A 25,992-nucleotide genomic window follows, 5' to 3' on the forward strand; every position below is an offset into this window, starting at 1 on the left:
CCACCCCGTAACGTTGTAGCCATGACGACGAACGACCACAGCCACCCGACGACCGGCCTCAACCCCGAGCACGCCCGGCGCATGCAGCCCTGGGCCGAGCTGGCCCCCGATGTCTACAAGGCCATGGTCCGGCTGGACGCGGCATCCCATAAGGGCCTCGACCCGGTCCTGGCGGAGCTGGTGAAGATCCGCGCCTCGCAGCTGAACCACTGCGCGTTCTGCCTCGACATGCACACCAAGGACGCGCTCGCGGCCGGTGAGTCCATCGAGCGGATCGTCCAGCTCAGCGCGTGGGAGGAGTCGCAGCACTTCTACACGCCCAAGGAGATCGCGGCCATCGCGCTGACCGAGGCGGTGACGGTGCTGACCGACGGCTTCGTGCCGGACGAGGTCTGGGAGAAGGCCGCGAAGCAGTTCGACGAGACCGAGCTCGCCCATCTCATCGCCGCGATCACGACGATCAACGCCTGGAACCGCTTCGCCGTGACCACCCGTATGGTCCCCGGTCACTACAAGCCGGGCGACATCAAGCACTGACCCGCCGGGCCTGCCGGGCCGGCCCGGCATGCTCGTACCGCGCACCCCACCGCTCGACACCCCACAGGAGCTCCGCGTGACCGCTTCCGTCCTCCGCGCCCTGCACCACGACCGCACCTCCGGCGACCCGCTGGTCGTCCCCGGCCCGTGGGACGCGGCGAGTGCCCGCGTCTTCGTCGACGCCGGCTTCCCGGCGCTGGCCACGCCCAGCGCCGGGGTCGCGGCCTCGCTCGGTTACGAGGACGGGGCGACGCCCGCCGACGAGATGTTCGCGGCCGTGGCCCGGATCGTGCGCGCCGTGCCCGCCTCCGTGCCCGTCTCGGCGGACATCGAGGCGGGTTACGGACTGGCGCCGAAGGAACTCGTGGAGCGGCTCCTGGACGCCGGAGCCGTCGGCTGCAATCTGGAGGACTCCGCCGACGGCGCCCTCCTCGACGCCCAGCGGCAGGCGGACCGGCTCGCGGAGGTGCGGGCGGTCGCGGGCGATGCGCTCTTCGTCAACGCCCGCGTCGACACGTACGTCGTCCGAGGCGTCCCCGACGGCACGGACCCGGTGACGGAGACGGTCCGCCGCGCGCTGCTGTACGTGGCGGCGGGCGCGGACTGCGTCTATCCGATCATGGCCCCGCCCGAGGCGCTGCCCGCACTGGCCGCCGCCGTCCCGGCCCCGCTCAACGCCTTGGCGCGGCCGGACGGCCCGACCCCGCGCCGGCTGGGCGAGCTGGGCGCCACCCGGATCACCTTCGGCCCCGGGCTGCAGCGCCGGGCCATGGCTGCCGTGCGCGAGATCGCGGACGAGGTGCTGAGGGGCTAGGGCCTGTCCGGCGGATCAGGGTCGGACAGGGCGCGGCGGCTGGTGTGGTGCATCGCAAGGCGCCGGAGCGTCCTAATAGCGGAGCTATTCGGACGTTTCGGCAACGCTGCGAGGTGCCGTGTCAGCCGCCGCGACCCCGGCCATGATCCGCCGGACAGGCCCTAGGGCGTGTCAGACCCCGCGAGACAGACGGGACTTCTCAAGCACGCCCTGGGCACCCGGGCCGACGTCCTGGGCGGTCAGGCCCGTCTGCCGCCGAAGGCCGCCAGGGTCCGCTCCAGCATCGGCATGGCCCGCACCACGTTGCGGGAGCGGATCAGGGCGTCCCAGGCGGGTTCGAACTTCTTCCAGCCGCCCGAGTACGCCAGGTGCCTGAGCCGTTCGTGCGTGCCCGGCTGGGCGGCCGCACCGCGCCAGATGTTGGACCACCGGTAGAAGTCGCGGTACGCACGCCAGTACCCGTCCTCCAGCTGGCGCGGGGTCATGCCCTTGGGGCGGTACACGACATGGCGGGTGTCGTAGAGGTCCCAGTCCCGGTGGACGATCCGGTCCTCCGCCTCCAGCTGCTTCCACAGACCGGTGGACGGATACGGCGTCATGATGTGGAAGGTGGCCGTCTCGATGCCCTGCTCGACGGCCCACTCCACCGTACGGTCGAAGACGTCCGGACCGTCGTGGTCGAGCCCGAAGACGAAGCTGGCGTTGACCATGACCCCGGCGTCATGGAGCCGGCGGACGGCGGCCGCGTAGTCCTTGCCGATGTTCTGGTCCTTGCGCCGCTCGGCAAGGTTCGCGCTGTTGACGGTCTCGAAGCCGACGAACAGGCTGCGCAGCCCCGCGTCCACGGCGCGCTCCAGCAGATCCGGCTGGAGGACGGACTTCACCGTCCCGGCGGCCTGCCAGAGCCGCCCCATTCCGGCCATCCCGTCGAAGAGCGCCTCGGCGAAGCGCCGGTTGCCGAGCAGATGGTCGTCGAGGAAGTACAGATGGCGGCCGGGCAGCCGCTCGATCTCGGCGAGCGCGTCGTCCACGGCCTGGGTGTAGAAGGACTTTCCGCCTTCGAAGAAGGCGTCCTTGTAACAGAAGTCGCAGTGGTGCGGGCAGCCGCGCGAGACGACGATCGAGTTCGGCACGAGGTAGAGCTGCCGCTTGATCAGGTCGCGCCGTACGGGCGGCAGTCCGGCCAGGGTGCGCAGCTTCGAGTCGTACCGGCGACCCGGCACCCCGTCGCGGAACTCCTTGAGGAAGAGCGGCCAGGTGTCCTCGCCCGGCCCGGTGAAGATCGTGTCGGCGTGGGCGGCGGCCTCGTCCGGGAGCGAGGTCACATGGAGGCCGCCCATGGCGACGTGGACGCCGCGGGCGCGGAAGTGGTCGGCGATCTCGTAGCCGCGCCGGGCGGAGGTGATGTACGGCTGGACGACCAGGAGATCGGGGCTGTCGAGCGCCTCGATGTCGACCCGCTCGACGTGTTCGTCGAGGAGCGTCACCTCGTCGTCCGCATCGAGGTACCCGGCGAGGGTCGCCAGGCCGAGCGGCGGGAAGAGCGAGTACTTGATGGGCCTGAACAGCGGGCTGGTCGCTTCTGTCAGGGCCGGAAGAATCATCGTCACGCGCATGACAGCCCAGACTCGGGAGGGGGTGCGGTCAGTTCCCGGCCGGGGCCGCGTGCCGACGCCGTCGCCCCCGGCAGCGGGTGCTGCCGGGGGCGACGGGGGTACGCGCGGAAGGGCGTACGGATCAGATCAGGCCGAGCTCGCGAACCGCGTCGCGCTCCTCGGTGAGCTCCTTCACCGACGCGTCGATGCGCGCACGGGAGAAGTCGTTGATGTCCAGGCCCTGGACGATCTCGTACGCGCCGTCCTTCGTGGTGACCGGGAAGGACGAGATGATGCCCTCGGGCACGCCGTAGGAGCCGTCCGACGGAATACCCATGGAGGTCCAGTCGCCCGCGGCGGTGCCGTTGACCCAGGTGTGCACGTGGTCGATGGCGGCGTTGGCGGCGGAGGCGGCCGAGGACGCGCCACGGGCCTCGATGATCGCGGCGCCGCGCTTGGCGACGGTCGGGATGAAGGTGTCGGCCAGCCACGCCTCGTCGTTGACGAGCTCGGCGGCGTTCTTGCCGGCGATCTCCGCGTGGAAGATGTCGGGGTACTGGGTCGCCGAGTGGTTGCCCCAGATCGTCAGCTTCTTGATGTCGGAGACGGCGGCACCGGTCTTGGCGGCCAGCTGCGAGATCGCGCGGTTGTGGTCGAGGCGGGTCATCGCGGTGAAGCGCTCGGCCGGTACGTCCGGGGCCGCGGCCTGCGCGATGAGCGCGTTGGTGTTGGCCGGGTTGCCGACGACGAGGACCTTGATGTCGTCCGCGGCGTTGTCGTTGATGGCCTTGCCCTGCGGCTTGAAGATGCCACCGTTGGCGGAGAGCAGGTCACCGCGCTCCATGCCCTTGGTACGCGGGCGGGCGCCGACGAGCAGGGCGACGTTGGCACCGTCGAACGCCTTGTTGGCGTCGTCGGTGATCTCGATGCCGCGCAGCAGCGGGAAGGCGCAGTCGTCGAGCTCCATCGCGGTGCCCTCGGCGGCCTTCAGGCCCTGCGGGATCTCCAGGAGACGCAGGTTGACCGGCACGTCCGGGCCGAGCAGGTGGCCGGAGGCGATGCGGAAGAGCAGCGCGTAGCCGATCTGGCCGGCTGCGCCGGTCACGGTGACATTCACGGGAGTGCGGGTCATGGCGATCTCCGTTAGACAGCTGGCGGTGGGGGTTCCTGGCCCCTGGTGCTGGACATCCCTGAATCTTGATGTGAAGAGATATCCAGCGATCAGGCTATCCGACCCGGAACCTCCCGGCCGCCCTGCCCCCTGTGGCACCGCACACAACCCGTCACACAGCGCTCACCCGGCCGAATCCCGGTCACCCGGGAGACGGCGGCCCGGTGGCGGCGCCCGTACGGCCTGCGGTCAGCGCCCCGGCCCGGTCAGCAGCACCACCGCGGCGAGGCGGTCGACGAGCCTGCGCAGCCGGCTGCCGCGCGCTCCTGGCCCACGCCCCGGGTCCGGATCTCCGTTGCCTGACGATCACACGGTGGCGGAATGGTCACTTCCGTGCCACAGGCCACAGGCATCCCTTGAACCGGCCTCACCCCGTCGACCAGGCTGAAGTCCGGACGGGGCAAGGCCGCTCAAGTCACCGCATTCCGGGGCGTTTACGTTCCGGTGGGCCCCGATACCGGTGTCCGTCCCTTCTCGGGGGAGGGGACGGGCACCGCTTCCGAGCGGCGCACCCGACCGTGCGGGCGGGCTCAGCGGATGGTGAAGTGGACCGCCTGTTCCAGGAACGGAATGTCCAGCCACGGCTTGGGCTGCGCCACCAGCGCGAGCATCACGATGAGGAAGCCGAGCAGCCCGTACGTCACCAGGTCGGTGAAGCGGGAACGTACCGCCAGCATGCCCACCGACGGCACCACGAGCCGCAGCACCGCGCCGCCGATGAGGGCGGCACCGATGAGCATCGTGCCGACCCGGAAGGCCTCGGCGAACGGATCGACCGCCACGATCAGCAGCCCGATCCCGGCCGTGCAGAGCACGGCGAGCAGCGGCCACTGACGGGCCGGGGCGGGTGCGTCCCCGGACGCGGCCCGGCCACCGCCCTCGGGGCGCGCGGTGTCCCGGGTGAGCGACGGAAACCGCCGCGACGGCCGCGTACCGCCTGCCGCCGCCTCACCGTCGGCGCCGTCACCGGTCGCGGCCACGGCCTGATCCGAGGCGGCCTCGCCGGAAGCCCCCTCGTCCGCGGTCTCGTGCGCCGTCCCCTTGTCGGCGGTCTCGTCCGCCGTCCCCTTGCCGGCCGTCCCCTCGTCCGCCGTCGCTTCATCCGCGCCCGGCGCGTCCGCGCGCGGCGGCACTGCGGACGGGCCGTCCGCCTCGGCGGCCGGGTCGGCCGGACTCGTACCAGCACCCATGGGGTTCCTTCCGGATCGGGTCGGCCGGCTCAGACGGCGCCGGCCGCGTCGCGCTCGGCCGCCTCGACCACGTTGACGAGCAGCTGGGCGCGGGTCATCGGGCCGACACCACCGGGGTTCGGGGAGATCCAGGCGGCGACCTCGGCCACGCCCGGGTGGACGTCCCCGACGATCTTGCCGTTCTCGTCCCGGCTGACGCCGACGTCGAGCACGGCGGCGCCCGGCTTCACGTCCTCGGGCTTGATGATGTGCGGCACCCCGGCGGCGGCGACGATGATGTCGGCCTGCCTGAGGTGGGCGGAGAGGTCACGCGTACCGGTGTGGCACTGGGTGACGGTGGCGTTCTCGGACTTACGGGTCAGCAGCAGCGGGATGGAACGGCCGATGGTGACACCGCGGCCGACGACCACGACATGTGCCCCGTTGATCTCCACGTCGTGGTGGCGGAGCAGCTGGACGACGCCCTGCGGGGTGCAGGGCAGCGGGCCCGTCTCGTTGAGCACGAGCCGGCCGAGGCTCATCGGGTGGAGGCCGTCGGCGTCCTTGGCCGGGTCCATCAGCTCCAGGACGCGGTTGGTGTCGATCCCCTTGGGGAGGGGGAGCTGCACGATGTACCCCGTGCACTCGGGGTTGGCGTTGAGCTCCCGGACGACGTCCTCGATCTCCTCCTGGGTGGCGGTGTCGGGGAGTTCGCGCTGGATGGAGCCGATGCCGACCTGGGCGCAGTCACGGTGCTTGCCGTTCACGTACCACCGGCTGCCCGGGTCGTCCCCGACGAGCAGGGTTCCCAGGCCAGGGGTGATGCCCTGTGCCTTGAGGGCCGCCACGCGGACGGTGAGATCGGACTTGATCGCGGCTGCGGTGGCCTTGCCATCGAGAATCTGGGCAGTCATGTCCCCATACTCGCGGATGACCCCGCCCGCATACCAATTCCGGGTGCCGAGGGCCGCACGAGGTTGCACTTGCGCAACATCCACCAACCGCGACTGGACAAACTTACATTCTGTTTATAACGATTATGGCCGCAGTGCCGCAGAAGTACCGGGGGGCGGACCACTGACCTTCCTTTCCTCCGTGCGGCCGCATCGTCCCCGCATGCACGTTGGAGGAACGCCCAAGATGAGTTTCGGCGACCCGAACCCGAATCCGAACAACCCGTACGGCCAGCAGCCGAACCAGCCGCCGCAGGGCCAGCCCGGTTACGGCTACCCGCAGCAGGCACCGCAGGGCGTCCCTCCGCAGCAGGGTCAGCCGGGCTACGGCTACCCGCAGCAGGGCCAGCCCCCGCAGGGGCAGCCGGGTTACGGCTACCCGCAGCAGCAGCCGGGCGGCACCCTCCAGGCCAACAACGGCTACATCAACGTCGCGGGCCTCGGCACCGTCGAGCTCGCCACGATGGGGCGCCGCCTGGGCGCGCGTGCGCTGGACGGCGTCGCGTACGGCATCCTCTACCTGATCTTCTCGGCGATCGGCGTCGCGAGCCTCGTGGGCGCCTCGAAGTCCATCGACGACTGCAGCGGCACCGAGTACGGCACCGCTGCCTACACCCAGTGCATGAACGACGCGACCGACGCCAGCGTCGGCATCGTCGCGGGCTTCTTCGGCTTCATCGCCGTGTTCGCGCTGATCGCGCTGCTCTACGAATGGCTGATGGTCTCCATCTGGGGCGCCACGCTCGGCAAGATGGTCCTCAACGTCAAGGTCGTCAAGGAGAGCACCGGCCAGGCCCCCGGTCTGGGTGCGGGCTTCATCCGCTGGATCATCCCGATGGTCGGCTCGCTCTTCTGCGGTCTCGGCACGCTGCTGGTCTACCTCTCCCCCTTCTTCGACAACTCGGGCAAGCTCCAGGGCTGGCACGACCGCGCCGGCAGCACGATCGTCATCAAGACGAAGTGAGCACGCTGAAGGTGTAACCACCCTCACCGCTTTGCGAAGGCCGCCAATTCCCCACTCGTTCCGGGGAATTGGCGGCCTTCTGTCATACCCGGGCTGCCCGGGTGCAACTCGTATCAGTGGAAGAAGTGCCGCGTACCCGTGAAGTACATCGTCACGCCCGCCTTCTTCGCGGCCTCGACCACCAGCTCGTCGCGGACCGAACCGCCCGGCTGGGCCACGGCCCTGACGCCCGCGGCGGTCAGGATCTCCAGCCCGTCCGGGAACGGGAAGAACGCGTCGGAGGCGGCGTACGATCCGCGCGCACGCTCCTCGCCCGCCCGCTCGACGGCCAGCTTCGCGGAGTCGACGCGGTTGACCTGGCCCATGCCGACGCCGACCGAGGCGCCGTCCTTGGCGAGCAGGATCGCGTTGGACTTGACCGCGCGACAGGCCTTCCACGCGAAGGCGAGCTCCTTCAGCTCGTCCGCGGTCAGGGCCTCACCGGTGGCGAGGGTCCAGTTGGCCGGGTCGTCGCCCTCGGCCTGGAGGCGGTCGGTGACCTGGAGCAGCGCGCCGCCGTCGATCGGCTTGACCTCGACCGGGGCGGTCGGGGCGTCGGGGCAGCGCAGCACGCGGATGTTCTTCTTGCGGGCCAGGATCTCGACCGCGCCGTCCTCGTACGCCGGGGCGACGATGACCTCGGTGAAGATCTCCGCGACCTGCTCGGCCATGGCGACGGTCACCGGACGGTTGACGGCGATGACACCGCCGAAGGCCGACAGCGGGTCGCAGGCGTGCGCGTTGCGGTGCGCCTCGGCGACGTCGTCGGCGATCGCGATGCCGCACGGGTTGGCGTGCTTGATGATCGCGACGCACGGCTCGGCGTGGTCGTACGCGGCCCGGCGCGCGGCGTCGGTGTCCGTGTAGTTGTTGTACGACATCTCCTTGCCGTGCAGCTGCTCCGCCTCGGCCAGGCCGCCGGCGCCGGAGGTGTACAGCGCGGCGGGCTGGTGCGGGTTCTCGCCGTACCGCAGGACGTTCTTCCGCTCGTACGTCGTGCCGAAGAAGTCGGGGAAGCCCGAGTCGTCGGCGGCGGCGTAGTCGTCCGCGAACCAGGAGGCCACGGCCACGTCGTACGCGGCGGTGTGCTGGAACGCCTCGGCGGCCAGGCGCTTGCGGGCGGTCAGGTCGAAGCCGCCCGCCTTGACCGCGGCGAGGACGTCGGCGTACCGCTCGGGGCTGGTGACGACGGCCACGGACGGGTGGTTCTTCGCGGCGGCGCGGACCATGGACGGGCCGCCGATGTCGATCTGCTCCACGCACTCGTCGGCGGAGGCGCCGGAGGCGACGGTCTCCTTGAACGGGTAGAGGTTGACGACCACCAGGTCGAACGGCTCCACGCCCAGCTCGGCGAGCTGCTCGCGGTGGGCGTCCAGACGGAGGTCGGCGAGGATGCCGGCGTGGACGCGCGGGTGCAGCGTCTTGACGCGGCCGTCGAGGCACTCGGGGAAGCCGGTGAGCTCCTCGACCTTGGCGACCGGGACCCCGGCGGCGGCGATCTTCCCGGCGGTGGAGCCGGTGGAGACGAGCTCGACACCCGCCTCGTGCAGACCGCGGGCGAGGTCCTCCAGCCCCGTCTTGTCGTAGACACTGACCAGGGCGCGGCGGATGGGCTTATTCACCGACATGACCGAGATGAACCTTTCGTCCCTCAATGCGATAGCCGTCACGGGCGAGCCGCCCCACGGCCTCGACGAGCAGCTTGCGCTCGATTTCCTTGATGCGTTCGTGGAGAGCGGCTTCGCCCTCCGCCGTGTCCTCCTCGGTCACCTCGACCACGCCCTGCGCGATGATCGGACCGGTGTCGACGCCGTCGTCGACGAAGTGGACGGTGCACCCGGTGACCTTCACGCCGTGCGCGAGCGCGTCGCGCACCCCGTGGGCACCGGGAAAGCTGGGGAGCAGGGCGGGGTGGGTGTTGATGAACCGGCCGCCGAACCGGGCGAGGAACTCCTTGCCCACGATCTTCATGAACCCCGCGGACACCACGAGGTCCGGGCGGTACCCGGCCGTCTCGGCCGCGAGTGCCGCGTCCCATTCCTCACGGGTGGCATGGTCCTTGACCCTGCACACGAAGGTCGGCAGTCCGGCGCGCTCCGCCCGTTCCAGGCCGACGATGCCGGAGCGGTCCGCGCCGACCGCGACGATCTGCGCGCCGAAGCCCTCGGGGTCGTCACCGATGGCGTCGAGCAGGGCTTGAAGGTTCGTACCCGAACCGGAGACCAGCACGACCAGGCGTGCCGGGGCGGTGGAGGGGGGCGGGGAGGCCACGGCTGGGCCCTTTCTCGCGTGGTGAAGCAGAGCGACGCTGATTTGTATGGTCGTACGAAAGAACCGAGCCCCTCGATACGGGGAACTCTACGAACCAGCCGACCGTCAGCAACGATACCGGCACCTCGGGGGACCCCCACGGGACGGGGGTGGGCGGCCGCCGGCCCGGCTCCGCGGTGGAGGAGCGGGTCCGGCTGACGGATATCGGCCGTTCGGGCCCCGCTCCCAGCTTTCGGCCCCTCCTGGCCGGGAGGTAGCGTCAGGGGACAGCGAACCGTCCGCAGGGCGGAAATGACGAGATGGGGAAGACGTTCACCACATGCCGGACCGACGCCGCCGCACCGCCTTCCGCCAGCCGCTGCCCGAGCGGACCTCACTGCTGATGCGGGAACGCCAGTCCCCCACGGGCTCTTCCTCTTCCTCCTCCTCTTCCGGCCAGGGGGACGACAACCCGTTCGCCGCGCCGCCCGAGAACCGGCCCGACCAGCCCTGGCAGCCCCGCCGCCCCTCGAACACCGGAAACGGCAACGGGAACGGCCAGGGCAACGGCGACGGCGACGGATCCCCCGAGGGCGGCTCCTCCGACGACCGGCCGGTCTGGGGCGGCCAGTGGAGCAGCCGACAGCCCGGTCGCCAGAGCGGCGGCTTCGGCGGCCGCCCCGGAGGCCAGGGCGGGCCGAACGGCCAGGGCGGGCCCGAGGGCAGCCCCGGCGGGCTGCGCTGGGACCCGACCGACCCCGCCCAGCGCCGCGCGCGCTACGCGCTGCTGTCCGGCATGTGGGCCTTCTTCTTCGCGCTCTTCGACTTCCCGGAGATCGCCCTGCTGCTCGGCGCACTCGCCGTGTACTGGGCGATCAGCTCGCTCCGGTCGAAGCCGAAGAGCGCGTCCGCCACGGCGGCCGCGGGCTCCGGCCAGGGGTCCGGCCCGGCTCGGGCCTCCGGTCCCGCCCAGGCGCCGGGTTCCGCTCCGGCGCCCGGATCCGTACGCGGCACCCCCGCGGCCCCGGGCGGCGGCAGGCAGCAGACCACGGCCGCGGTCAGCGGTCTGGTGACGGCGCTGCTCGCGCTCTCGATCGTCGCGACGACCTATACGGTGCAGCTGGTCTACCGCGACTACTACACCTGCGTGAACGACGCCCTGACCAAGGTCGGCCAGCTGTCCTGCAACGACCAGCTGCCGAAGCCGCTGGAGCCGTTCTTCGGCGTCAAGAACTAGGGTCTTCCGTCCCGGACGGCCCGGCCTCCTCCGGCCGGGCCGTCCGCTCGTGCCAGGGGCCGGTCGGCAGGAAGTCGTACGGCGCGAAGCCCTCGTCCGGGGCGGGCGTGCGGGCGGCGGGCGACGCGGCGCCGACCGCGAGGGAAGCCGCGACGGGCGCGCTCTCCGGGAAGCCCGGCGGCGGCGCGGACTCGTCTCCCGGCACCGGCACCGGCCCGGCCGCCTCGTCGCCGCCCCGGCGTCCCGAGCGCCACCACCACCGCCGACCACCACCGCTCGACTCCGGCGACGCCTCCCCGGGTTCGGACACCGGCTCCGCCTCCGCGGCCTTCCCCGGCGCCGCGGTGCCGGATGTCTCGGCCCCGTACGCCGCTTCCTCCCCCTCCGCCGTCACCGGCGCCGCGCCCACCCGCCACCACGCGACCCCGCCGCGCTCCCCCAGCCGCCAGGCCCGGAGCACCAACGCCCCGGGGACACCGATCAGCGCCGTCCACACCAGGGCCGCCGCACCCGTGAGCCACCACACCGGCCCGAACTCCGCCAGCGCCCGGGTGCCGAGCGGGCCCCCGGCCGCCGCCGCCAGGACCGCCGTGCCGGCCCCGCACCCCACCGCTGCCAGGGCGGCCGCCAGCGCGGTCTCCCGCAGGCTCCACACCTCCTCGCGTGCGGCGTTCGGGGGCGCGGCCCGCCGTACCGTGAACCAGGCGATCGTCGCCCCGGCCGCGACCGGCACCGCAAGGGCCGACCAGTTCAGGGCCGTTCCCGGGCCTTCGGCGGGCACCGCGGCCAGCAACGGGAAGCCGGGCAGCGCCGGGCGCCCCGAGAAGGCGAGCGGGGTGACCGTGGACGCCGTACCGAGGGCGAACCCCGGCCCGAGTCCGTACGCCGCGCCCCATACCGCCGCGTTCGGCACCAGCGCCAGCGCGAGCAGGAGCACCGCGACCCGGCCCGCCCAGTTGCCCGAGAGCTGGACGAACGACTGCTGGGCGGGCTGCGCATGCCACACCAGCGCCACCGCGACCAGCAGCGCCCCGCCGCCGAGCAGCACCGTCACCCCGGCCGCCGCCGACCGGCACACCGTCCCCGCGCGCTCCCGGAACCGGCTGCGCGCCAGCGCCTCGTGCAGGCTCGCCGGCGCCCAGGACGGCGGCGACCAGACCGGGCGCCCGGCCGCCGTCCAGACCCCTGCCGCCGCCGCACCCGCCACCACGACGGCCGACGGGAAGAGCAGCGACGGCGGGTGCACGGACAGCGGACCGTCCCACCCGTAGCCCGCGACAGCCGCCCCGACCAGCAGATATCCACCGACGACCATGACGAACGCGCCCACCTCGGAAAGTGCCGGACGCCCTTCGTCCGGCACCAGGGCGTCCCGCGCCGCACGGTGCACCAGCCGCACCGGGACCACGGTGAGCAGCAGCGGAACGAGGCCCACCGGGGCGGGGACCCCGCTGAGCGTGTCGGCTCTGATCAGCTCGGCGCCATGGGCGAGCAGCCAGAGCCCGGTCACCGCATGGAGCGCACCGCCGGGACTGCTGTCGGGCGTCGGGGAGCTGATCCACAGCGCCATGACGAGGACGGCGATCGAGCCCAGTCCCAGCCCGGCCGCAACCGCTCCACGCAGAAGGGCGAAGGCCAGCACGGCGGACCGGCCCTGCTCTGCCGACAACGACGGGCTGTTTTCGGTCACTTGGGTCACAGGGCAATGTTCCCAACGACACGCGCTTATTCCGCGTAACGGGCGAATGACCGCTGTGTCGCTCAATATGCGTTTATGTACTTTTCTACCCGGTGCAGCTCCACGGGGGGTCCTTCATGACGCAGGGTTTGACCGACACGGCCTCTGCTCCCCCGCTCCCTTCCCCCAAGGAGCGGCGCAGACTGCGCGAGGCGAAGTCACTGAGTGAAGAGCAGGTCGCGACGGCCGTGGGCGTCACCCGTGCGACGGTCCGGTCCTGGGAGACCGGCCGCACCACGCCCCGGGGGCGGAAACGCGAGGCATACGCCAGGCTGATCAACGGTGGCCGGACGAACCCTCAGGCCACGCCACCGAGCGCCCGGACCAAACCGGCCGCTCCGAACACCCGGCCGAAGGCCGCCGTCAAACGTGCGGCCCGCCCGACGGCACCGACGTCGGTCGCGAGGCTGTCCAAGCCGGTGACGTCCACGAAACCGCCATCGCGTCCGCCGGCCCCCGTCGAAGCCACCGGGAGCACCGCCATGGCCCCGACCGAGCCCGGCACCACCCCCGATCCGCCCGACGCCTCCGGCGCGTCCGCCACCCATGGCGCACCGATGGCAGCGGCGGCCCCCGCCTCCAATGGCGTATCCGCAATGCCCCAATCGGGCCCGGGGCCCGAAGCCGCCGGGCTCTCCCCCGCCGAGGCATTCGATGCCCTGTACCAACACTCCGCCGCCGGCCTCTTCCGCCAGACGTTTCTGCTGACCGGGCGCCGCAGCCTCTCCCGGGAGTCCGTGGCGCGGGCCTACGCGCTGGCCTGGGAGCGCTGGCCGGAGGTCGCGGTGGACCGGGACCCGGTGGGCTGGGTGCGGGCCGCCGCGTACGAGTACGCCATGTCGCCGTGGCACCGTCTGCGCCGCGCCCATCGCCGGCTCGACCCGCCGCCGGCCGAACCGGGTGCGCGCGCCCTGCTCGACGCGCTGCTCGAACTGCCGCCCTCGTACCGCCGCACCCTGCTGCTCTACGACGGCGTCGGCCTGGATCTGCCGGAGACGGCGGCGGAGACGGAGGCGAGCACCCCGGCGGCGGCGGGCCGGTTGACGAACGCCCGCGCCGCGGTCGCCGAGCGGCTGCCCGAGCTGGCGGAGTCCTCGACACCCACCGAGCAGTCGGCGCTCCTGAACGAGCGGCTCGGCGCGCTCGCGTCGGCCCAGCGCGCCGAATCGCTCCCCTCGCCCCTCGTGATCCGCACGGACAGCGAGCGCAAGGCCCAGCTGTGGACCCGGGCGGCCGTCTCCTTCACGGTGCTCATCATCGGCCTGACGCTGTTCACGCTGGCGACGGCCCCGACGCGGTACGAAACCCCGGAGTCACCCGCCCAGCAGGTCGGCGGGGTGCCTCCGCGAGGTGGTCCGCAGAAGCTGACGCCGCAGGACCTGAAGCTGCAGAAGAAGCTCCACGGCGAGCTCGTACGGGGTCCGGCACGGCTGACCCCCGAGGCCGGCTGAACGAACAGGCCCGCCGTTCCGCACGGACGCGACGGCGAAATGCAGAAACGGCGCGGGTCCGTACCCCTGATCGGGTACGGACCCGCGCCGTCTGTGCGGTGACGCGATACTGCGGTGCTGCTCCGGTGCGGTGGAGCGATCAGGCGCCGAGGATCTCGCGGGCCAGCTTGGCGGTCTCGGTCGGCGTCTTGCCGACCTTGACGCCGGCGGCCTCAAGGGCCTCCTTCTTCGCCTGGGCGGTGCCGGAGGAGCCGGAGACGATGGCGCCGGCATGGCCCATGGTCTTGCCCTCGGGGGCGGTGAAGCCCGCGACGTAGCCGACGACCGGCTTGGTGACGTTGGCCTTGATGAAGTCGGCCGCACGCTCCTCGGCGTCGCCGCCGATCTCGCCGATCATCACGATCAGGTCGGTCTCGGGGTCGGCCTCGAACGCCGCGAGGGCGTCGATGTGCGTCGTACCGATGACCGGGTCGCCACCGATGCCGACGGCGGACGAGAAGCCGATGTCACGGAGCTCGTACATCATCTGGTAGGTCAGCGTGCCGGACTTGGACACGAGACCGATGCGGCCGGGCTTGGTGATGTCGCCCGGGATGATGCCGGCGTTGGACTGGCCGGGGGTGATCAGGCCGGGGCAGTTCGGGCCGATGATCCGGGTCTTGTTGCCCTTCGAACCGGCGTACGCCCAGAAGGCGGCCGAGTCGTGGACGGCGATGCCCTCGGTGATGACGACCGCGAGGGGGATCTCGGCGTCGATCGCCTCGACGACGGCGGCCTTCGCGAAGGCCGGCGGCACGAAGAGGACGGACACGTTCGCGCCGGTCTTCTCCATCGCCTCGGCGACGGAGCCGAAGACGGGTACCTCGGTGCCGTCGATGTCGACGGAGGTGCCGGCCTTGCGCGGGTTCACGCCGCCGACGATGTTGGTGCCGTCACCGAGCATGAGCTTGGTGTGCTTCATGCCGGTGGCACCGGTCATCCCCTGGACGATGACCTTGCTGTCCTTGGTGAGGAAGATTGCCATGGTGTTGGAGTCCCTCGTCCCTTACTTCGCAGCCGCGGCGAGCTCGGCGGCCTTGTCGGCCGCGCCGTCCATGGTGTCCACGCGCTGAACCAGCGGGTGGTTGGCGTCGGAAAGGATCTTGCGACCCAGCTCCGCGTTGTTGCCGTCGAGGCGCACGACCAGCGGCTTGGTGACTTCCTCGCCCTTGGACTTGAGCAGCGCGAGCGCCTGGACGATGCCGTTGGCGACCTCGTCGCACGCGGTGATGCCACCGAAGACGTTGACGAAGACGGACTTGACGTCCGGGTCGCCGAGGATGATCTCCAGGCCGTTCGCCATGACCTCGGCGGAGGCGCCGCCACCGATGTCGAGGAAGTTGGCGGGCTTCACGTTGCCGTGGTTCTCACCGGCGTACGCGACGACGTCCAGGGTCGACATGACCAGACCGGCGCCGTTGCCGATGATGCCGACCTCGCCGTCCAGCTTGACGTAGTTGAGGTTCTTGGCCTTGGCGGCAGCCTCGAGCGGGTTGGCTGCGGCCTTGTCCTCGAGAGCCTCGTGCTCGGGCTGACGGAAGTCGGCGTTCTCGTCGAGAGACACCTTGCCGTCCAGCGCGAGGATGTCGCCGGAGGCGACCTTGGCGAGCGGGTTCACCTCGACGAGGAGCGCGTCCTCGGCGACGAAGGTGTCCCACAGCGTCACCAGGACCTCGGCGACCTTCTCTGCGACCTCGGCCGGGAACTTCGCCTGGGCGACGATCTCGCGGGCCTTCTCGATGTCGACGCCGTCGACGGCGTTGACCGGGACCTTCGCGAGGGCCTCGGGGGTCTTCTCCGCGACCTCCTCGATGTCCATGCCGCCCTGCACCGAGGCCATGGCCAGGAAGGTGCGGTTGGTGCGGTCGAGGAGGTACGAGACGTAGTACTCCTCAAGAATCTCCGGCGCGGTCTCGGCGATCATCACCTTGTGGACCGTGTGGCCCTTGATGTCCATGCCGAGGATGTCGGTCGCGCGGGCGACCGCCTCGTCGGGGGTGGCGGCCAGCTTGACGCCGCCGGCCTTGCCGCGGCCGCCGACCTTCACCTGCGCCTTGACGACCGACTTGCCGCCCAGCCGCTCGGTCGCCTCGCGGGCTGCCTCAGGCGTGTCGATGACTTCACCGGCCAGCACCGGTACACCGTGCTTGGCGAAGAGGTCCCTCGCCTGGTACTCGAACAGGTCCACGCGCGTCCGTCCCTTAATCAATGGTCTCGCGGTTCGTTTTCTGCGTGGGCGTGCCGCGAGGGGCAACGTGACTGCTCTGTCACTAGGAAGGCGCACACGGTGACCCGGGGTACGCGGCATGTCCATCTCGCAGGTTATCCCCGAGCTCCGCAGGACCCTAAATCGCAGATCACACCTGAGCGGTGATTACGGTCACAGATCGCGCCGGTGGCCGTGCGGCGGCGGGCGGAACGGCACCGTGTCACCGGTCGGCCTCCTTGTCCGGTACGGGAAGCGGCCGCTTCTCGATGGCCGCCGCCATCACCTCCGGGAAGAGGTCGGGGGTGCACGCGAAGGCCGGTGCGCCCAGAGCCCCGAGTGCCGCCGCGTGGTCGCGGTCGTAGGCGGGCGTGCCCTCGTCGGACAGCGCGAGCAGCGTCACGAACTGCACGCCGGAGGCCTTCATCGCGGCGACCCGCTTCAGCATCTCGTTGCGTATTCCGCCCTCGTAGAGGTCACTGATGAGCACGACCACGGTGTCGGCGGGGCGGGTGATCCTCGACTGGCAGTAGGCGAGCGCGCGGTTGATGTCGGTGCCGCCGCCGAGCTGGGTGCCGAAGAGTACGTCCACGGGGTCGTCGAGCTGGTCGGTGAGGTCGACCACCGCCGTGTCGAAGACGACGAGCCTGGTCCGCAGCGTCTGCATGGAGGCGAGCACGGCGCCGAAGACGGAGGCGTAGACGACGGAGGCGGCCATCGACCCCGACTGGTCGATGCAGAGGATCACGTCCTTCTTCACGGATCGGGCGGCCCGCCCGTAGCCGATGAGCCGTTCGGGGACGACGGTGCCGTACTCGGGGAGGTAGTTCTTGAGGTTGGCCCGGATGGTGCGGTCCCAGTCGATGTCGTGGTGACGGGGCCGGTTGATCTTCGCCGAACGGTCCAGCGCGCCGGTGAGCGTGGCCCGGGTGCGGGTGGCGAGCCGCTTCTCCAGATCCTCGACGACCTTGCGCACGACCGCTCTCGCGGTCTCCTTCGTCGTCTCGGGCATGGCCTTGTTGAGCGAGAGGAGCGTGCCCACGAGATGGACGTCGGCCTCGACGGCCGCCAGCATCTCCGGTTCGAGGAGCAGTGCGGCGAGACCGAGCCGGTCGATCGCGTCGCGCTGCATGACCTGGACGACGGAGCTGGGGAAGTACGTGCGGATGTCGCCGAGCCAGCGGGCCACCGAGGGAGCGGAGGCCCCGAGTCCGGCCGAGCGGCTGTTTCTGCCCCGGCTGCCGGGCGTGCCTCCGTCGCCGTACAGCGCGGTCAGCGCGCCGTCCATCGCGGCGTCGCGGCCGGTGAGGGTGCGGCCGGTGCCCTCCGCGCTGTCCGCGCCCAGGACCAGCCGCCACCGGCGCAGCCGCTCGTCGTTCGCCGGGCCGGACTGCGGGCCGGTGTGCGCCGGGGGCGGTGTGTGGGTGGGGGGTGGCGTGTGGGTCGGGTGCGGTGTGGTGCCGGCCGTGTCCGTGGTCATCCCGTTGCCCCCAGCGGTTCCTTGGCGTCCGTGGCTCTCCCGGCCTGCCCGGAAGGGGCGTCGCCGTCCGGGCCCGAATCGTGGTGCAGTCCGAGCAGCAGGCACAGCACCGGCTCGACCGCGTCGGCACGGGCCTCGTCCAGCCCCGGGCCGAATCCCGCTGTTGTCGTCCCGGATCCCGTGCCGACGCCGGTGGCTGCCGGTCCCCGGGCGGCCGGGCCTCGGCCCACGAGCTCGCCCAGGGTCCGCCGTACGCCCGCTTCGTACGCCGAGAAGGTGCGCCGCAGCAGCGGCAGTACGTCGGCGAAGAGGTCGGCGGGCACCCCGGTGAGCCAGGCGTCGACCAGGCCGAGCAGGCGCTCGTCGTGGACGAGCAGCATGCCTCCGCCGGCGGCTCCGCCGACGAACCCCTCGATCCACGCCGCGGCGTCGGCCGGGGGTGTGCCGGGCGAGAGGGCCAGGCCCATCAGCCGTGCCGCGTCGTCCTGCGCGAGCCGTCCTTCGTCGAGCAGCAGGCGGGTCGCGCGTCCCCGGATGACTCCCGCGACCGTGTCCCGGGCCGCGAGCCTGTGCAGTACGGCTGTCCAGCGCTCGCGCAGTCCGTCCGCGTCCGGGCCGGCGTTGGCCTGCGCGGCGCCGGTGAGCAGCCCGATCGCTGCGTGGACCCCGTCCATCCGGCCGCGCAGTTCGTCGGCGCCGTCGGCGTCGAGCCCGGTGCAGGCGGGTGGCAGCCCGACGCAAATCCGCTCGGCGAGCCCGGCCGCGACCTCGCCGAGTGCCGCGGTGTCCGTGGTCCGTACGTCGCCGTAGCGCAGGGTGCGGGCGAGGGCGGGCAGGGCGTCGGCGAGATGGCCCACATCGGCGTCGAGCGCGGCGCGGTCGGCGAGGGACCGCATCACGACGGGGAGCGCGTCGGGCAGTTCCGCGAGGAGGCACTGCTCGGCGAGTGCCGCGACCTCGGCGAGTGCGGTCGCCGAAGCGGCCTGCGACCTGGCCTTGGCGGTCGCCGCGGAGAGCACGGTGGTGCCCCAGGTCCCGGCCTCCGCGACCCGTACGTACAGCTCGGGTTCCCAGCGCAGCCGCCAGCTCTCCCGGAAGGTGCCGGTGCTCGCCCGGCCTTCGGCGGGCTCGCCCCAGCCGACGGCGAGGACGCGCAGCCGGTGGAGCAGTCGGCTGCGGGCCGCGTCGTTGTCCTTGCGCAGGTCGAGCTCCAACTCCCGCTCCAGCGCCTCCGGTTTGAGCCGGAGCGTGCGCTGTTGGCGGGTGAGGTCGCGCTGGAAGGGCACGGCGGGGGCGGTGTCCGGCACTTGGCCGAGGGTCTCGCCGACGATCAGCCGGTCCTGTACGAGCGCGAGCGGCACGTCGGAGCCCTCGCACATCACGGCCCGGATCGCGTCGGTCGTCTCGCCCAGTCCGGCGAGCGGGCGACCGCGCATGGCGGCGAGGCTGTCGGCGAGCCGGACGGCCTCGATGACATGGGCGGACGACACGAACCGGTCCTCGTCGCGCATGAGTCCGGCGACCTTCGTCATCCATCGCTCGATCGGGCGGTCCGGGGCGTCGAAGAGGTGTCCGTACCAGCCGGGCGAGTCGATGCCCGCCCCGTAACCGCTGTGCCGGGCGAGCCGCCGGTGCGACCAGGGCACCCAGGTCAGCTCGGCCTTGACCTTGGGCAGCCCCTTGAGCAGGGCACGGTCGGCGGCGAGTGTGGTCCTCGTACCGAGCGCGGGTACGTGCCAGGCACCGCAGACGACCGCGATGTCTTCGCCGAACTCCTTTCCGGCCTTGCGCAGTTGAATGCGCATATGGGCCTCCCGGACGGCGTCACGGGGGTGGCCGCCGTCGCCGTACACCTCGCGCAGAGCGGCCATCGCCTCGGCGAGCGCGGTGAACGGCTCCCGCGGGTCGACGGCTTCGCCGTCCCGGGTGCGGTGTTCGACGACGTCCTCCCACCAGCGCTCCGGGTCGTCGTAGCCCGCCGCCTCGGCGAGCACGCCGATGGGGTCGATCGGGGCCCGCGCGTCCGAGCCACCCGTATCGGGCGCGCCCTCCCCCTCTGCTCCGGTGTCCGCTCCTCCGCCTTCCGCGTCCCCTTCGCCGCCCCCACCGCCGTCCGCTTCGCGTTCCGCGGCCTGCGTCATGGCCAGGGAATTCGCCGCGGGCAGGTCGATGAACCGGATCGCAACGCCACGCTCAAGGGCCCAGCGAATCGCGACCCACTCGGGCGAGAACGCCGCCAGCGGCCAGAACGCCGCCTGCCCCGGGTCGTCGACGGCATGGGCGAGCAGCGCGACCGGTGGCCGCATCCGCTCGTCGGCGGCCAGCGGCAGCAATGCGTCGGCCTCCGGGGGCCCTTCGACGAGCACGGCCCGCGGGCGGGCGGCATCCAGCGCCGCGCGGACGGCGCGGGCCGAGCCCGGCCCGTGGTGCCGCACCCCCAGCAGCAGCGGTCCCGCAGGACGTTCGGCCCCGGTCATGCGGATACCTCGCGGCAGGCGCGGTAGAAGTCCTTCCACCCGTCCCGCTCCCGGACCACCGTCTCCAGATACTCCTGCCAGACCACGCGGTCGGCCGCGGGGTCGCGGACGACCGCGCCGAGGATGCCCGCCGCCACGTCGCCGGGGCGCAGCACCCCGTCACCGAAGTGCGCGGCGAGGGCCAGGCCGTTGGTGACGACGGAGATCGCCTCGGCCGTCGACAGCGTCCCCGAGGGGGACTTGAGCTTGGTGCGTCCGTCGGCGGTGACTCCGTCGCGCAGTTCCCTGAAGACGGTGACGACGCGGCGGATCTCGGCCGTGCCGTCCGGTGCGGCCGGGAGGTCGAGCGAGCGACCGATCTGGTCGACGCGCCGGGAGACGATGTCGACCTCGGCCTCGGGGGTGGCCGGCAGCGGGAGCACGACGGTGTTGAACCGTCGGCGCAACGCGCTGGACAGCTCGTTGACCCCGCGGTCGCGGTCGTTGGCGGTGGCGATGACATTGAATCCGCGGACCGCCTGGACCTCCTGCCCCAGTTCGGGGACGGGGAGCGTCTTCTCCGAAAGGATCGTGATGAGAGAGTCCTGCACATCGGCGGGGATACGGGTGAGCTCCTCGATCCGCGCGGTCATGCCGTCGGACATGGCGCGCATGAGCGGGCTGGGCACCAGGGCGTCGCGGCTGGGCCCGTGCGCGAGCAGCTGCGCGTAGTTCCACCCGTAGCGGACGGCCTCCTCCGGGGTGCCCGCCGTGCCCTGGACGAGCAGTGTCGAGTCGCCGCTGACGGCGGCGGCGAGGTGCTCCGAGACCCAGGTCTTGGCGGTGCCCGGGACGCCGAGGAGCAACAGGGCCCGGTCGGTGGCGAGCGTGGTCACGGCGACTTCGACGAGACGGCGCGGGCCCACGTACTTCGGTGTGATCACGGTGCCGTCCGGCAGTGCGCCACCGAGCAGGTAGGTGGCGACGGCCCACGGGGAAAGCATCCAACGGGCGGGCCGCGGGCGGTCGTCGGCCGCGGCGAGGGCCTTCAGCTCCTGGGCGAAGGCATCCTCGGCATGCGGTCGGAGAGCCTGTACGCCGACGGCGGCAGTGGTTTCGGACACGGTCATGGATCCCCCTCCGGATCGGTCGACCCGATGTGTTTCCCACCGTGCACCATGGCACTGACAATCGGCCCGGACCGCAGGTCGGGGCCGATTCACCGGCCACGTGCGGACAGTTCAGCCGGCCACCGGCGGGACGGCCACGCAACCGCCCGCGGCGAGCATGCCCTTGCCCTTCGCCTCCTTGATGACCTTGCCCTTGTGCGTGATCGAGCAGGAGACGTCGGCCCTGTTCTCGTCGACGGCGATCGGCATGACCGCGGGCGGCATGATCCCGCGCAGCGTGACGGTCTTCCGCCAGGGCAGGGTGGGCGACTCGACCGTCTCGATCTTCGGCTCCATGGCCCTGCCCCCGCCGCCGTGGAACTGGATCTCGTCGACGCCCGTGCCGGTGACCTCGTAGGTGACCTCGTACGTCTCGTCCACGGCCTTGTCCACCTGGTCGACGGTCTCGGAGCAGGCGGCGAGGCCCATGCCGAGGCCGAGAACGACGGCCGCACGGAGGGCGGTTCGGACGGTGTGCAGCTTACGGATGGTGCGGGCGGTGCGAACGGTGTGGCTCATCGGTTGATCCCCCGGATCGATGGGTCTGCTGCTCGCAGCGAATCGCAAAGGGGAAGTAAAGCCAAGATGCGTGCGTGACGGTGAAACAGCAGGTCAGGGCGATTGTCAGTGGTGCGCTCTACCGTCGTTCCCATGCTGCTATCTCACGGGGGAGAACCCTTGCGCACCGCCGGTCCGGTGGCGCGCTGGACGGTGGAGCAGGTACTGGCCCTCGCTCCGGACGATGCGTCACGCAAGGCGGGGAGCAAGCTCGGTTCGGCCGGTCCCTGGTCAGGCGGCGGGTGCGACGGTTCGGGGGCGGTGTGGGGGCTGTGCAAGGGGAGCGGGAGCAAGCCGTACCGGACGGTGGTCGACATCACCGGCCCCGCGTACAAGTGCAGTTGCCCCAGCCGGAAGTTCCCGTGCAAACACGCGCTGGGGCTGCTGCTGGTCTGGGCGTCGGGCGAATCGGCCCTGCCCGAGAGCGAGGTGCCGGACTGGGCCGGTGAGTGGCTGGCGGGGCGTCGTGAGCGGTCGGCCGAGAAGGCGGAGAAGGCGGAGAGGCACGCGGCGGACGGCGCCCCGGCCGCGGGCCCGGCCGATCCGGAGGCCGCCCGGCGGCGGGCCGAGCGCCGTGCCGAGCGGATCACCGGCGGCGCGCAGGAGCTGGAGGAGCGGCTGGCCGATCTGCTGCGCGGGGGGCTGGCGGCAGCCGATCAGCCGGGCTACGGGCTCTGGGAGGAGACGGCGGCCCGCATGGTCGACGCCCAGGCGCCCGGACTGGCCGCAAGAGTGCGGGAGTTGGGTTCCATCCCGGCGTCCGGTCCGGGCTGGCCGGTGCGGCTGCTGGAGGAGTGTGCGCTGCTGCATCTGCTGGACAGCGCCTGGCTGGGGATCGACCGGCTGCCGGAACCACTGGCCGCCACGGTCCGCACACGGGTGGGGCTGACGGCCCCCGCCGAGGGCCCGCCGGTCCGCGACCACTGGCTGGTGCTCGCGCAGTACGACACCCCGGACGGCAAGATCGTCGCGCGCCGCATCTGGCTGCACGGCAGGGAAACGGGCCGCACGGCGCTGCTGCTCTCCTTCGGGGCGGCCGGGCGCTCCCCCGGGTTGGCACTGCCGGTGGGCGTCACGATCGACGCCGAGCTCACGCCCTATCCGGGTGCGGGCCGGCTGCGGGCGGAGCTGGGCCGGCAGTTCGGGACGCCGTCGCCGTCCGGTACCCCTCCACCGGGTGACAGTGCAGCGTCAGCGATCGGCGCGTACGGACACGCCCTGCGGGAGGACCCCTGGCTGGACGCCTGGCCGGTGACGCTGCGCGAGGTCATACCCGTGCCGTCCGGGGACGGCTGGCAATTGGTGGACGCGGCGGGCGAAGCGGCTCTGCCCGTCGCCCCGCCGGCTCTGTCCCGGCCCGGTCTGTGGAAGCTCGTCGCGCTCTCCGGCGGCTCTCCGGTCACGGTCTTCGGCGAGTGCGGCCACCGCGGCTTCGACCCGTTCGCTGCCTGGTCCGCCGAAGCCGGTGACGATGCGGCGTCCGGGACCGTGCCGCTCATCTGACGTCGGATTCGAAGGGGGACCCATGCCCGGCACCATCACACCCGCTCCGTGGGAAGAGCTCGTCACCACGGCGCTTCTCGGCACCGACCGGCGCCCCGCGGGGGGAGACGGCGGGCCCACCGGCCTGCTGGACGCGGCGGCGCTCCACACCGTACGGCGCCGGGCGGGACTTCTGCCCGCCTGCCCCGCCGCCCGGCCCGAGCCGGCGCCCGCCGACCCGCGACCGCCGCTGCCCCCGGCCGCGCGGCGCAGACTCGCCCAGCTGCTGGCGGACCGGTCGGCATCGGGCGGCTCGGGCGGCCGGCGCGGTACGGCTCCCGATCTCACGGAGCTGATCCCGCAGTGGCTGGCCACCGCCAATCAGCAGGGCTTCCGGGCCCCGGCCGTACTGCTCCCGGCCCTGCTCGACGCGGCCAGGGCCCGTACGGACCTGCGGCCGCAGGCCCTGGCCTTCGCCGGGCCGCGCGGGCTGTGGCTGGCCGGGCTGAACCCCGAGTGGAAGTTCGCGTTGCGCGGCTCGTCCGGCGGCTCGTCGCTGCCCGGCCCGACGGAGCCGGAAGCGGTCGCCCGGCTGTGGGAGGAGGGCCTGTTCGCCGAGCGGGTCGCGCTGCTCGGGGCGGTTCGGGCACACGATCCCGCCGGAGCGCTCGCCCTGCTCGCGACCACCTGGACCACCGAGCGGGCCGAGGACCGGCTGATGTTCCTCGACTCGCTGCGCACCGGACTGTCCGCGGTGGACGAACCCTTCCTGGAACAGGCCCTCTCCGACCGCAGCCGCAATGTCCGCTCGACGGCCGCCGAACTGCTGTCCGCACTGCCGGAGTCGGCGCTCGCCGGCCGGATGGCGTCCCGCGCACTGTCCTGTGTGAGCCCGGACCTCACCGGCGACGAGGCCTCGGTCGCCGTGGAGGCACCGCACGAATGCGATGCCCCGATGGAGCGCGACGGAGTGGTGGCGGTGCCGCCGTCCGGGCGGGGTGAACGGTCGTGGTGGCTCGGCCAGTTGGTGGAGGCGACGCCGCTCGCCATCTGGCCGGGGCGGTTCGGTGGCCGCACCGCGCAGGAGATCGTCGGCCTTCCGGTCGCGGACGGCTGGGCCGAGGAACTGCACGCGGCATGGTGCCGGGCAACGGTGCGGCAACGGGACCCCGAGTGGGCCCGCGCACTGCTCGGCGCCCCCTCCGCCCCTCCGTCGAACGGTCCCGGTACGGCGTCGCTCGCCGAACGGTCGAAGCTCCTCGGCATACTCCCCGCGGCCGAACGGGCCGGCTGGGTGGCCGACTTCATCGCCGCGCACGGGCTGTCGGAGGCCTTCCAGATCCTGGGGGTCTGCCCGACGCCCTGGGCCGAACCGCTGGGCCGCGCGGTCGTCGACGCCCTGGACATCGCCCGGGACGCGGGCAGCTACCCCTGGAGCTTCAGCGGCGTGATGGGCCTCGCCGAACGCTGCCTGAACCCGGCCGAGGCGGACCGCCTGGAGGTCCTCACCACCACCCCGGACGAACCGGAGAACGCCTCACCGGGCGCGAACGGCTACTGGTCCGAGGCCTTCCAACGGCTGGTCTCCACCTTGCGGCTGCGCGCGGCGATGGACTCGGAACTGATCCTGGCCTGACGAAGAACGGCAGCGGAACGGGCCGGGACGGATCGGACCGGGACGGGTCAGCTCGGGCCGGGGCGGGACGGATCGGACCGGGACGGGTCAGCTCGGGCCGGGGCGAGTCGGATCGGACCGGGACGGGTCAGCTCGGGCCGGGGCGAGTCGGGCATCGGCCGGGCCTGCCCCTTGCCCCTGCCCCCTGCCTCGGCCGGAGAACCGGAGCCCCCGGGCCGGAACCCCGGCCGGGTCCGGGGCCGCGGCTGGTCCGGACCGAGACGGGCCCGGACCGGGACTGGCCCGCACCGGGACGGGCCCGGAGGGTCAGGCTTCCGCGGGGTGGCGAACGTTCGCGTTGACCCAGTCGACGATCGACGCTGTCGTGGCGCCCGGGGTGAAGATCTCCGCGACGCCCTGGTCCTTCAGCGGTGCGATGTCCGCCTCCGGAATGATGCCGCCGCCGAAGACCTTGATGTCCTCCGCCTCGCGCTCCTTCAACAGCTCGATCACCTTGGCGAAGAGCGTGTTGTGCGCACCGGAGAGGATCGAGAGGCCGATCGCGTCGGCGTCCTCCTGGATCGCCGTGTCCACGATCTGCTCGGGCGTCTGGTGGAGCCCGGTGTAGATGACCTCCATACCCGCGTCGCGCAACGCCCTCGCGATCACCTTGGCCCCGCGATCATGGCCGTCCAGGCCCGGCTTCGCCACCACCACACGGATCGGACCGGTCACACCCATCACTGCCTCCACATGCGTCTCCCGTGCCTGAAGGGCCAGGGATGTGAACGAACGTTATCTACAGCATCCCGCAAGCCGCCGTTTCGCGGTGGACGGGGAGGGGGAAATCACACGTGGGACATGTTCACCGGGCACCGTTCCCGCATCACGCGGCAGACCTGCCGTGCGGGACCGGCCGCCAGGGGAGCCGCTACGAGGTGGCCGTACCACCGCGCCGTCAGCCGCGCGGCACGGTGGTACGGCCTGCCCGGCCCATCCGGTCCGCCGGCCGCCTGCGCGCCGGAAACCACGGAGCCGCCTCCCCCGCTCGTCGAAGCAGGAGGTCGGC

The 25,992-nt window shown here is 72.2% G+C and carries 21 protein-coding genes; 7 read left to right on the plus strand and 14 right to left on the minus strand.

All coding sequences use genetic code 11. The features are described 5' to 3' along the window. Positions 1–21: 21 nt before the first annotated feature. Together OG520_RS15495 and OG520_RS15500 are read left to right on the plus strand one after the other, a co-directional pair. The gene (locus tag OG520_RS15495) at positions 22–537 is read left to right on the plus strand and encodes a carboxymuconolactone decarboxylase family protein (RefSeq protein ID WP_406013562.1); all 516 of its coding nucleotides are present in this window, start codon (positions 22–24) and stop codon (positions 535–537) included. Positions 538–613: 76 nt separating this feature from the next. Then, positions 614–1,351, plus strand: a complete 738-nt coding sequence (locus tag OG520_RS15500) for an isocitrate lyase/phosphoenolpyruvate mutase family protein (RefSeq protein WP_406013563.1) — start codon at positions 614–616, stop codon at positions 1,349–1,351. A gap of 239 nt (positions 1,352–1,590) precedes the next feature. Here the strand turns inward: OG520_RS15500 and OG520_RS15505 are convergent, their stop codons facing one another. The 4 genes from OG520_RS15505 to OG520_RS15520 form a co-directional block, all read right to left on the minus strand. After that, positions 1,591–2,967 (minus strand): B12-binding domain-containing radical SAM protein, encoded by a 1,377-nt coding sequence (locus OG520_RS15505; protein WP_399327292.1) that lies wholly within the window; start codon positions 2,965–2,967, stop codon positions 1,591–1,593. Between the two features lie 121 nt (positions 2,968–3,088). Next, positions 3,089–4,078 carry a malate dehydrogenase gene (locus tag OG520_RS15510; RefSeq protein WP_399327290.1) on the minus strand — a complete coding sequence of 330 codons (990 nt, stop codon included), beginning with the start codon at positions 4,076–4,078 and terminating at the stop codon, positions 3,089–3,091. 569 nt (positions 4,079–4,647) lie between these two features. Next, positions 4,648–5,307: a DUF3017 domain-containing protein gene (locus OG520_RS15515; protein WP_399327288.1), complete on the minus strand. Its 660-nt coding sequence runs from the start codon at positions 5,305–5,307 to the stop codon at positions 4,648–4,650. A 29-nt stretch (positions 5,308–5,336) separates the two neighbouring features. Further along, positions 5,337–6,200: a bifunctional methylenetetrahydrofolate dehydrogenase/methenyltetrahydrofolate cyclohydrolase gene (locus OG520_RS15520; protein ID WP_266415279.1), complete on the minus strand. Its 864-nt coding sequence runs from the start codon at positions 6,198–6,200 to the stop codon at positions 5,337–5,339. 226 nt (positions 6,201–6,426) lie between these two features. On the opposite strand from OG520_RS15520, the gene OG520_RS15525 reads away from it, so the two are divergent. Next, on the plus strand, positions 6,427–7,203 hold the full coding sequence (locus tag OG520_RS15525; protein ID WP_266415281.1) for an RDD family protein: 777 nt from the start codon (positions 6,427–6,429) through the stop codon (positions 7,201–7,203). A gap of 113 nt (positions 7,204–7,316) precedes the next feature. On the opposite strand, the gene purH is transcribed toward OG520_RS15525, so the two are convergent. Both purH and purN read right to left on the minus strand, forming a co-directional pair. Continuing rightward, positions 7,317–8,870, minus strand: a complete 1,554-nt coding sequence (purH, locus tag OG520_RS15530) for a bifunctional phosphoribosylaminoimidazolecarboxamide formyltransferase/IMP cyclohydrolase (protein ID WP_406013564.1) — start codon at positions 8,868–8,870, stop codon at positions 7,317–7,319. Then, positions 8,857–9,513, minus strand: a complete 657-nt coding sequence (purN, locus tag OG520_RS15535) for a phosphoribosylglycinamide formyltransferase (RefSeq protein WP_385325118.1) — start codon at positions 9,511–9,513, stop codon at positions 8,857–8,859. Before purN ends, purH begins: the two co-directional genes overlap by 14 nt. Before the next feature lie 319 nt (positions 9,514–9,832). Here purN and OG520_RS15540 point away from each other — a divergent pair, with 319 nt between their 5' ends. Beyond that, positions 9,833–10,729 carry a hypothetical protein gene (locus tag OG520_RS15540; RefSeq protein WP_406013565.1) on the plus strand — a complete coding sequence of 299 codons (897 nt, stop codon included), beginning with the start codon at positions 9,833–9,835 and terminating at the stop codon, positions 10,727–10,729. Here OG520_RS15540 and OG520_RS15545 read toward each other — a convergent pair. Next, positions 10,719–12,419 (minus strand): DUF6350 family protein, encoded by a 1,701-nt coding sequence (locus tag OG520_RS15545; protein WP_406013566.1) that lies wholly within the window; start codon positions 12,417–12,419, stop codon positions 10,719–10,721. The two genes, OG520_RS15540 and OG520_RS15545, sit on opposite strands and share 11 nt — an antisense overlap. Before the next feature lie 125 nt (positions 12,420–12,544). On the opposite strand from OG520_RS15545, the gene OG520_RS15550 reads away from it, so the two are divergent. Further along, positions 12,545–13,918, plus strand: a complete 1,374-nt coding sequence (locus OG520_RS15550) for a helix-turn-helix domain-containing protein (RefSeq protein WP_406013567.1) — start codon at positions 12,545–12,547, stop codon at positions 13,916–13,918. A gap of 139 nt (positions 13,919–14,057) precedes the next feature. Here the strand turns inward: OG520_RS15550 and sucD are convergent, their stop codons facing one another. The 6 genes from sucD to OG520_RS15580 form a co-directional block, all read right to left on the minus strand. After that, complete coding sequence (gene sucD / locus OG520_RS15555) at positions 14,058–14,942, minus strand: succinate--CoA ligase subunit alpha (RefSeq protein ID WP_406013568.1); 885 nt, start codon at positions 14,940–14,942, stop codon at positions 14,058–14,060. A gap of 21 nt (positions 14,943–14,963) precedes the next feature. Further along, entirely contained in the window at positions 14,964–16,145 is a 1,182-nt protein-coding gene (sucC, locus tag OG520_RS15560; protein ID WP_072486624.1) for an ADP-forming succinate--CoA ligase subunit beta, read from the minus strand. Between the two features lie 241 nt (positions 16,146–16,386). Then, positions 16,387–17,643: a VWA domain-containing protein gene (locus OG520_RS15565; protein ID WP_406013569.1), complete on the minus strand. Its 1,257-nt coding sequence runs from the start codon at positions 17,641–17,643 to the stop codon at positions 16,387–16,389. Further along, the gene (locus tag OG520_RS15570) at positions 17,640–20,120 is read right to left on the minus strand and encodes a DUF5682 family protein (RefSeq protein WP_406013570.1); all 2,481 of its coding nucleotides are present in this window, start codon (positions 20,118–20,120) and stop codon (positions 17,640–17,642) included. Before OG520_RS15570 ends, OG520_RS15565 begins: the two co-directional genes overlap by 4 nt. Continuing rightward, positions 20,117–21,229, minus strand: a complete 1,113-nt coding sequence (locus tag OG520_RS15575) for an AAA family ATPase (RefSeq protein WP_406013571.1) — start codon at positions 21,227–21,229, stop codon at positions 20,117–20,119. The genes OG520_RS15570 and OG520_RS15575 overlap by 4 nt, the downstream gene beginning before the upstream one ends. A 111-nt stretch (positions 21,230–21,340) precedes the next feature. Then, complete coding sequence (locus OG520_RS15580) at positions 21,341–21,787, minus strand: hypothetical protein (RefSeq protein ID WP_406013572.1); 447 nt, start codon at positions 21,785–21,787, stop codon at positions 21,341–21,343. 132 nt (positions 21,788–21,919) lie between these two features. On the opposite strand from OG520_RS15580, the gene OG520_RS15585 reads away from it, so the two are divergent. Both OG520_RS15585 and OG520_RS15590 read left to right on the plus strand, forming a co-directional pair. Beyond that, on the plus strand, positions 21,920–23,329 hold the full coding sequence (locus tag OG520_RS15585; protein WP_406013573.1) for an SWIM zinc finger family protein: 1,410 nt from the start codon (positions 21,920–21,922) through the stop codon (positions 23,327–23,329). A 22-nt stretch (positions 23,330–23,351) separates the two neighbouring features. Then, entirely contained in the window at positions 23,352–24,944 is a 1,593-nt protein-coding gene (locus OG520_RS15590) for a DUF5691 domain-containing protein (protein WP_406013574.1), read from the plus strand. A 306-nt stretch (positions 24,945–25,250) separates the two neighbouring features. Here the strand turns inward: OG520_RS15590 and OG520_RS15595 are convergent, their stop codons facing one another. Next, positions 25,251–25,664 carry a cobalamin B12-binding domain-containing protein gene (locus OG520_RS15595; protein ID WP_266415302.1) on the minus strand — a complete coding sequence of 138 codons (414 nt, stop codon included), beginning with the start codon at positions 25,662–25,664 and terminating at the stop codon, positions 25,251–25,253. Positions 25,665–25,992: the final 328 nt, after the last annotated feature.

Source organism: Streptomyces sp. NBC_00984 (assembly GCF_045162475.1).
Taxonomy (GTDB): Bacteria; Actinomycetota; Actinomycetes; order Streptomycetales; family Streptomycetaceae; genus Streptomyces.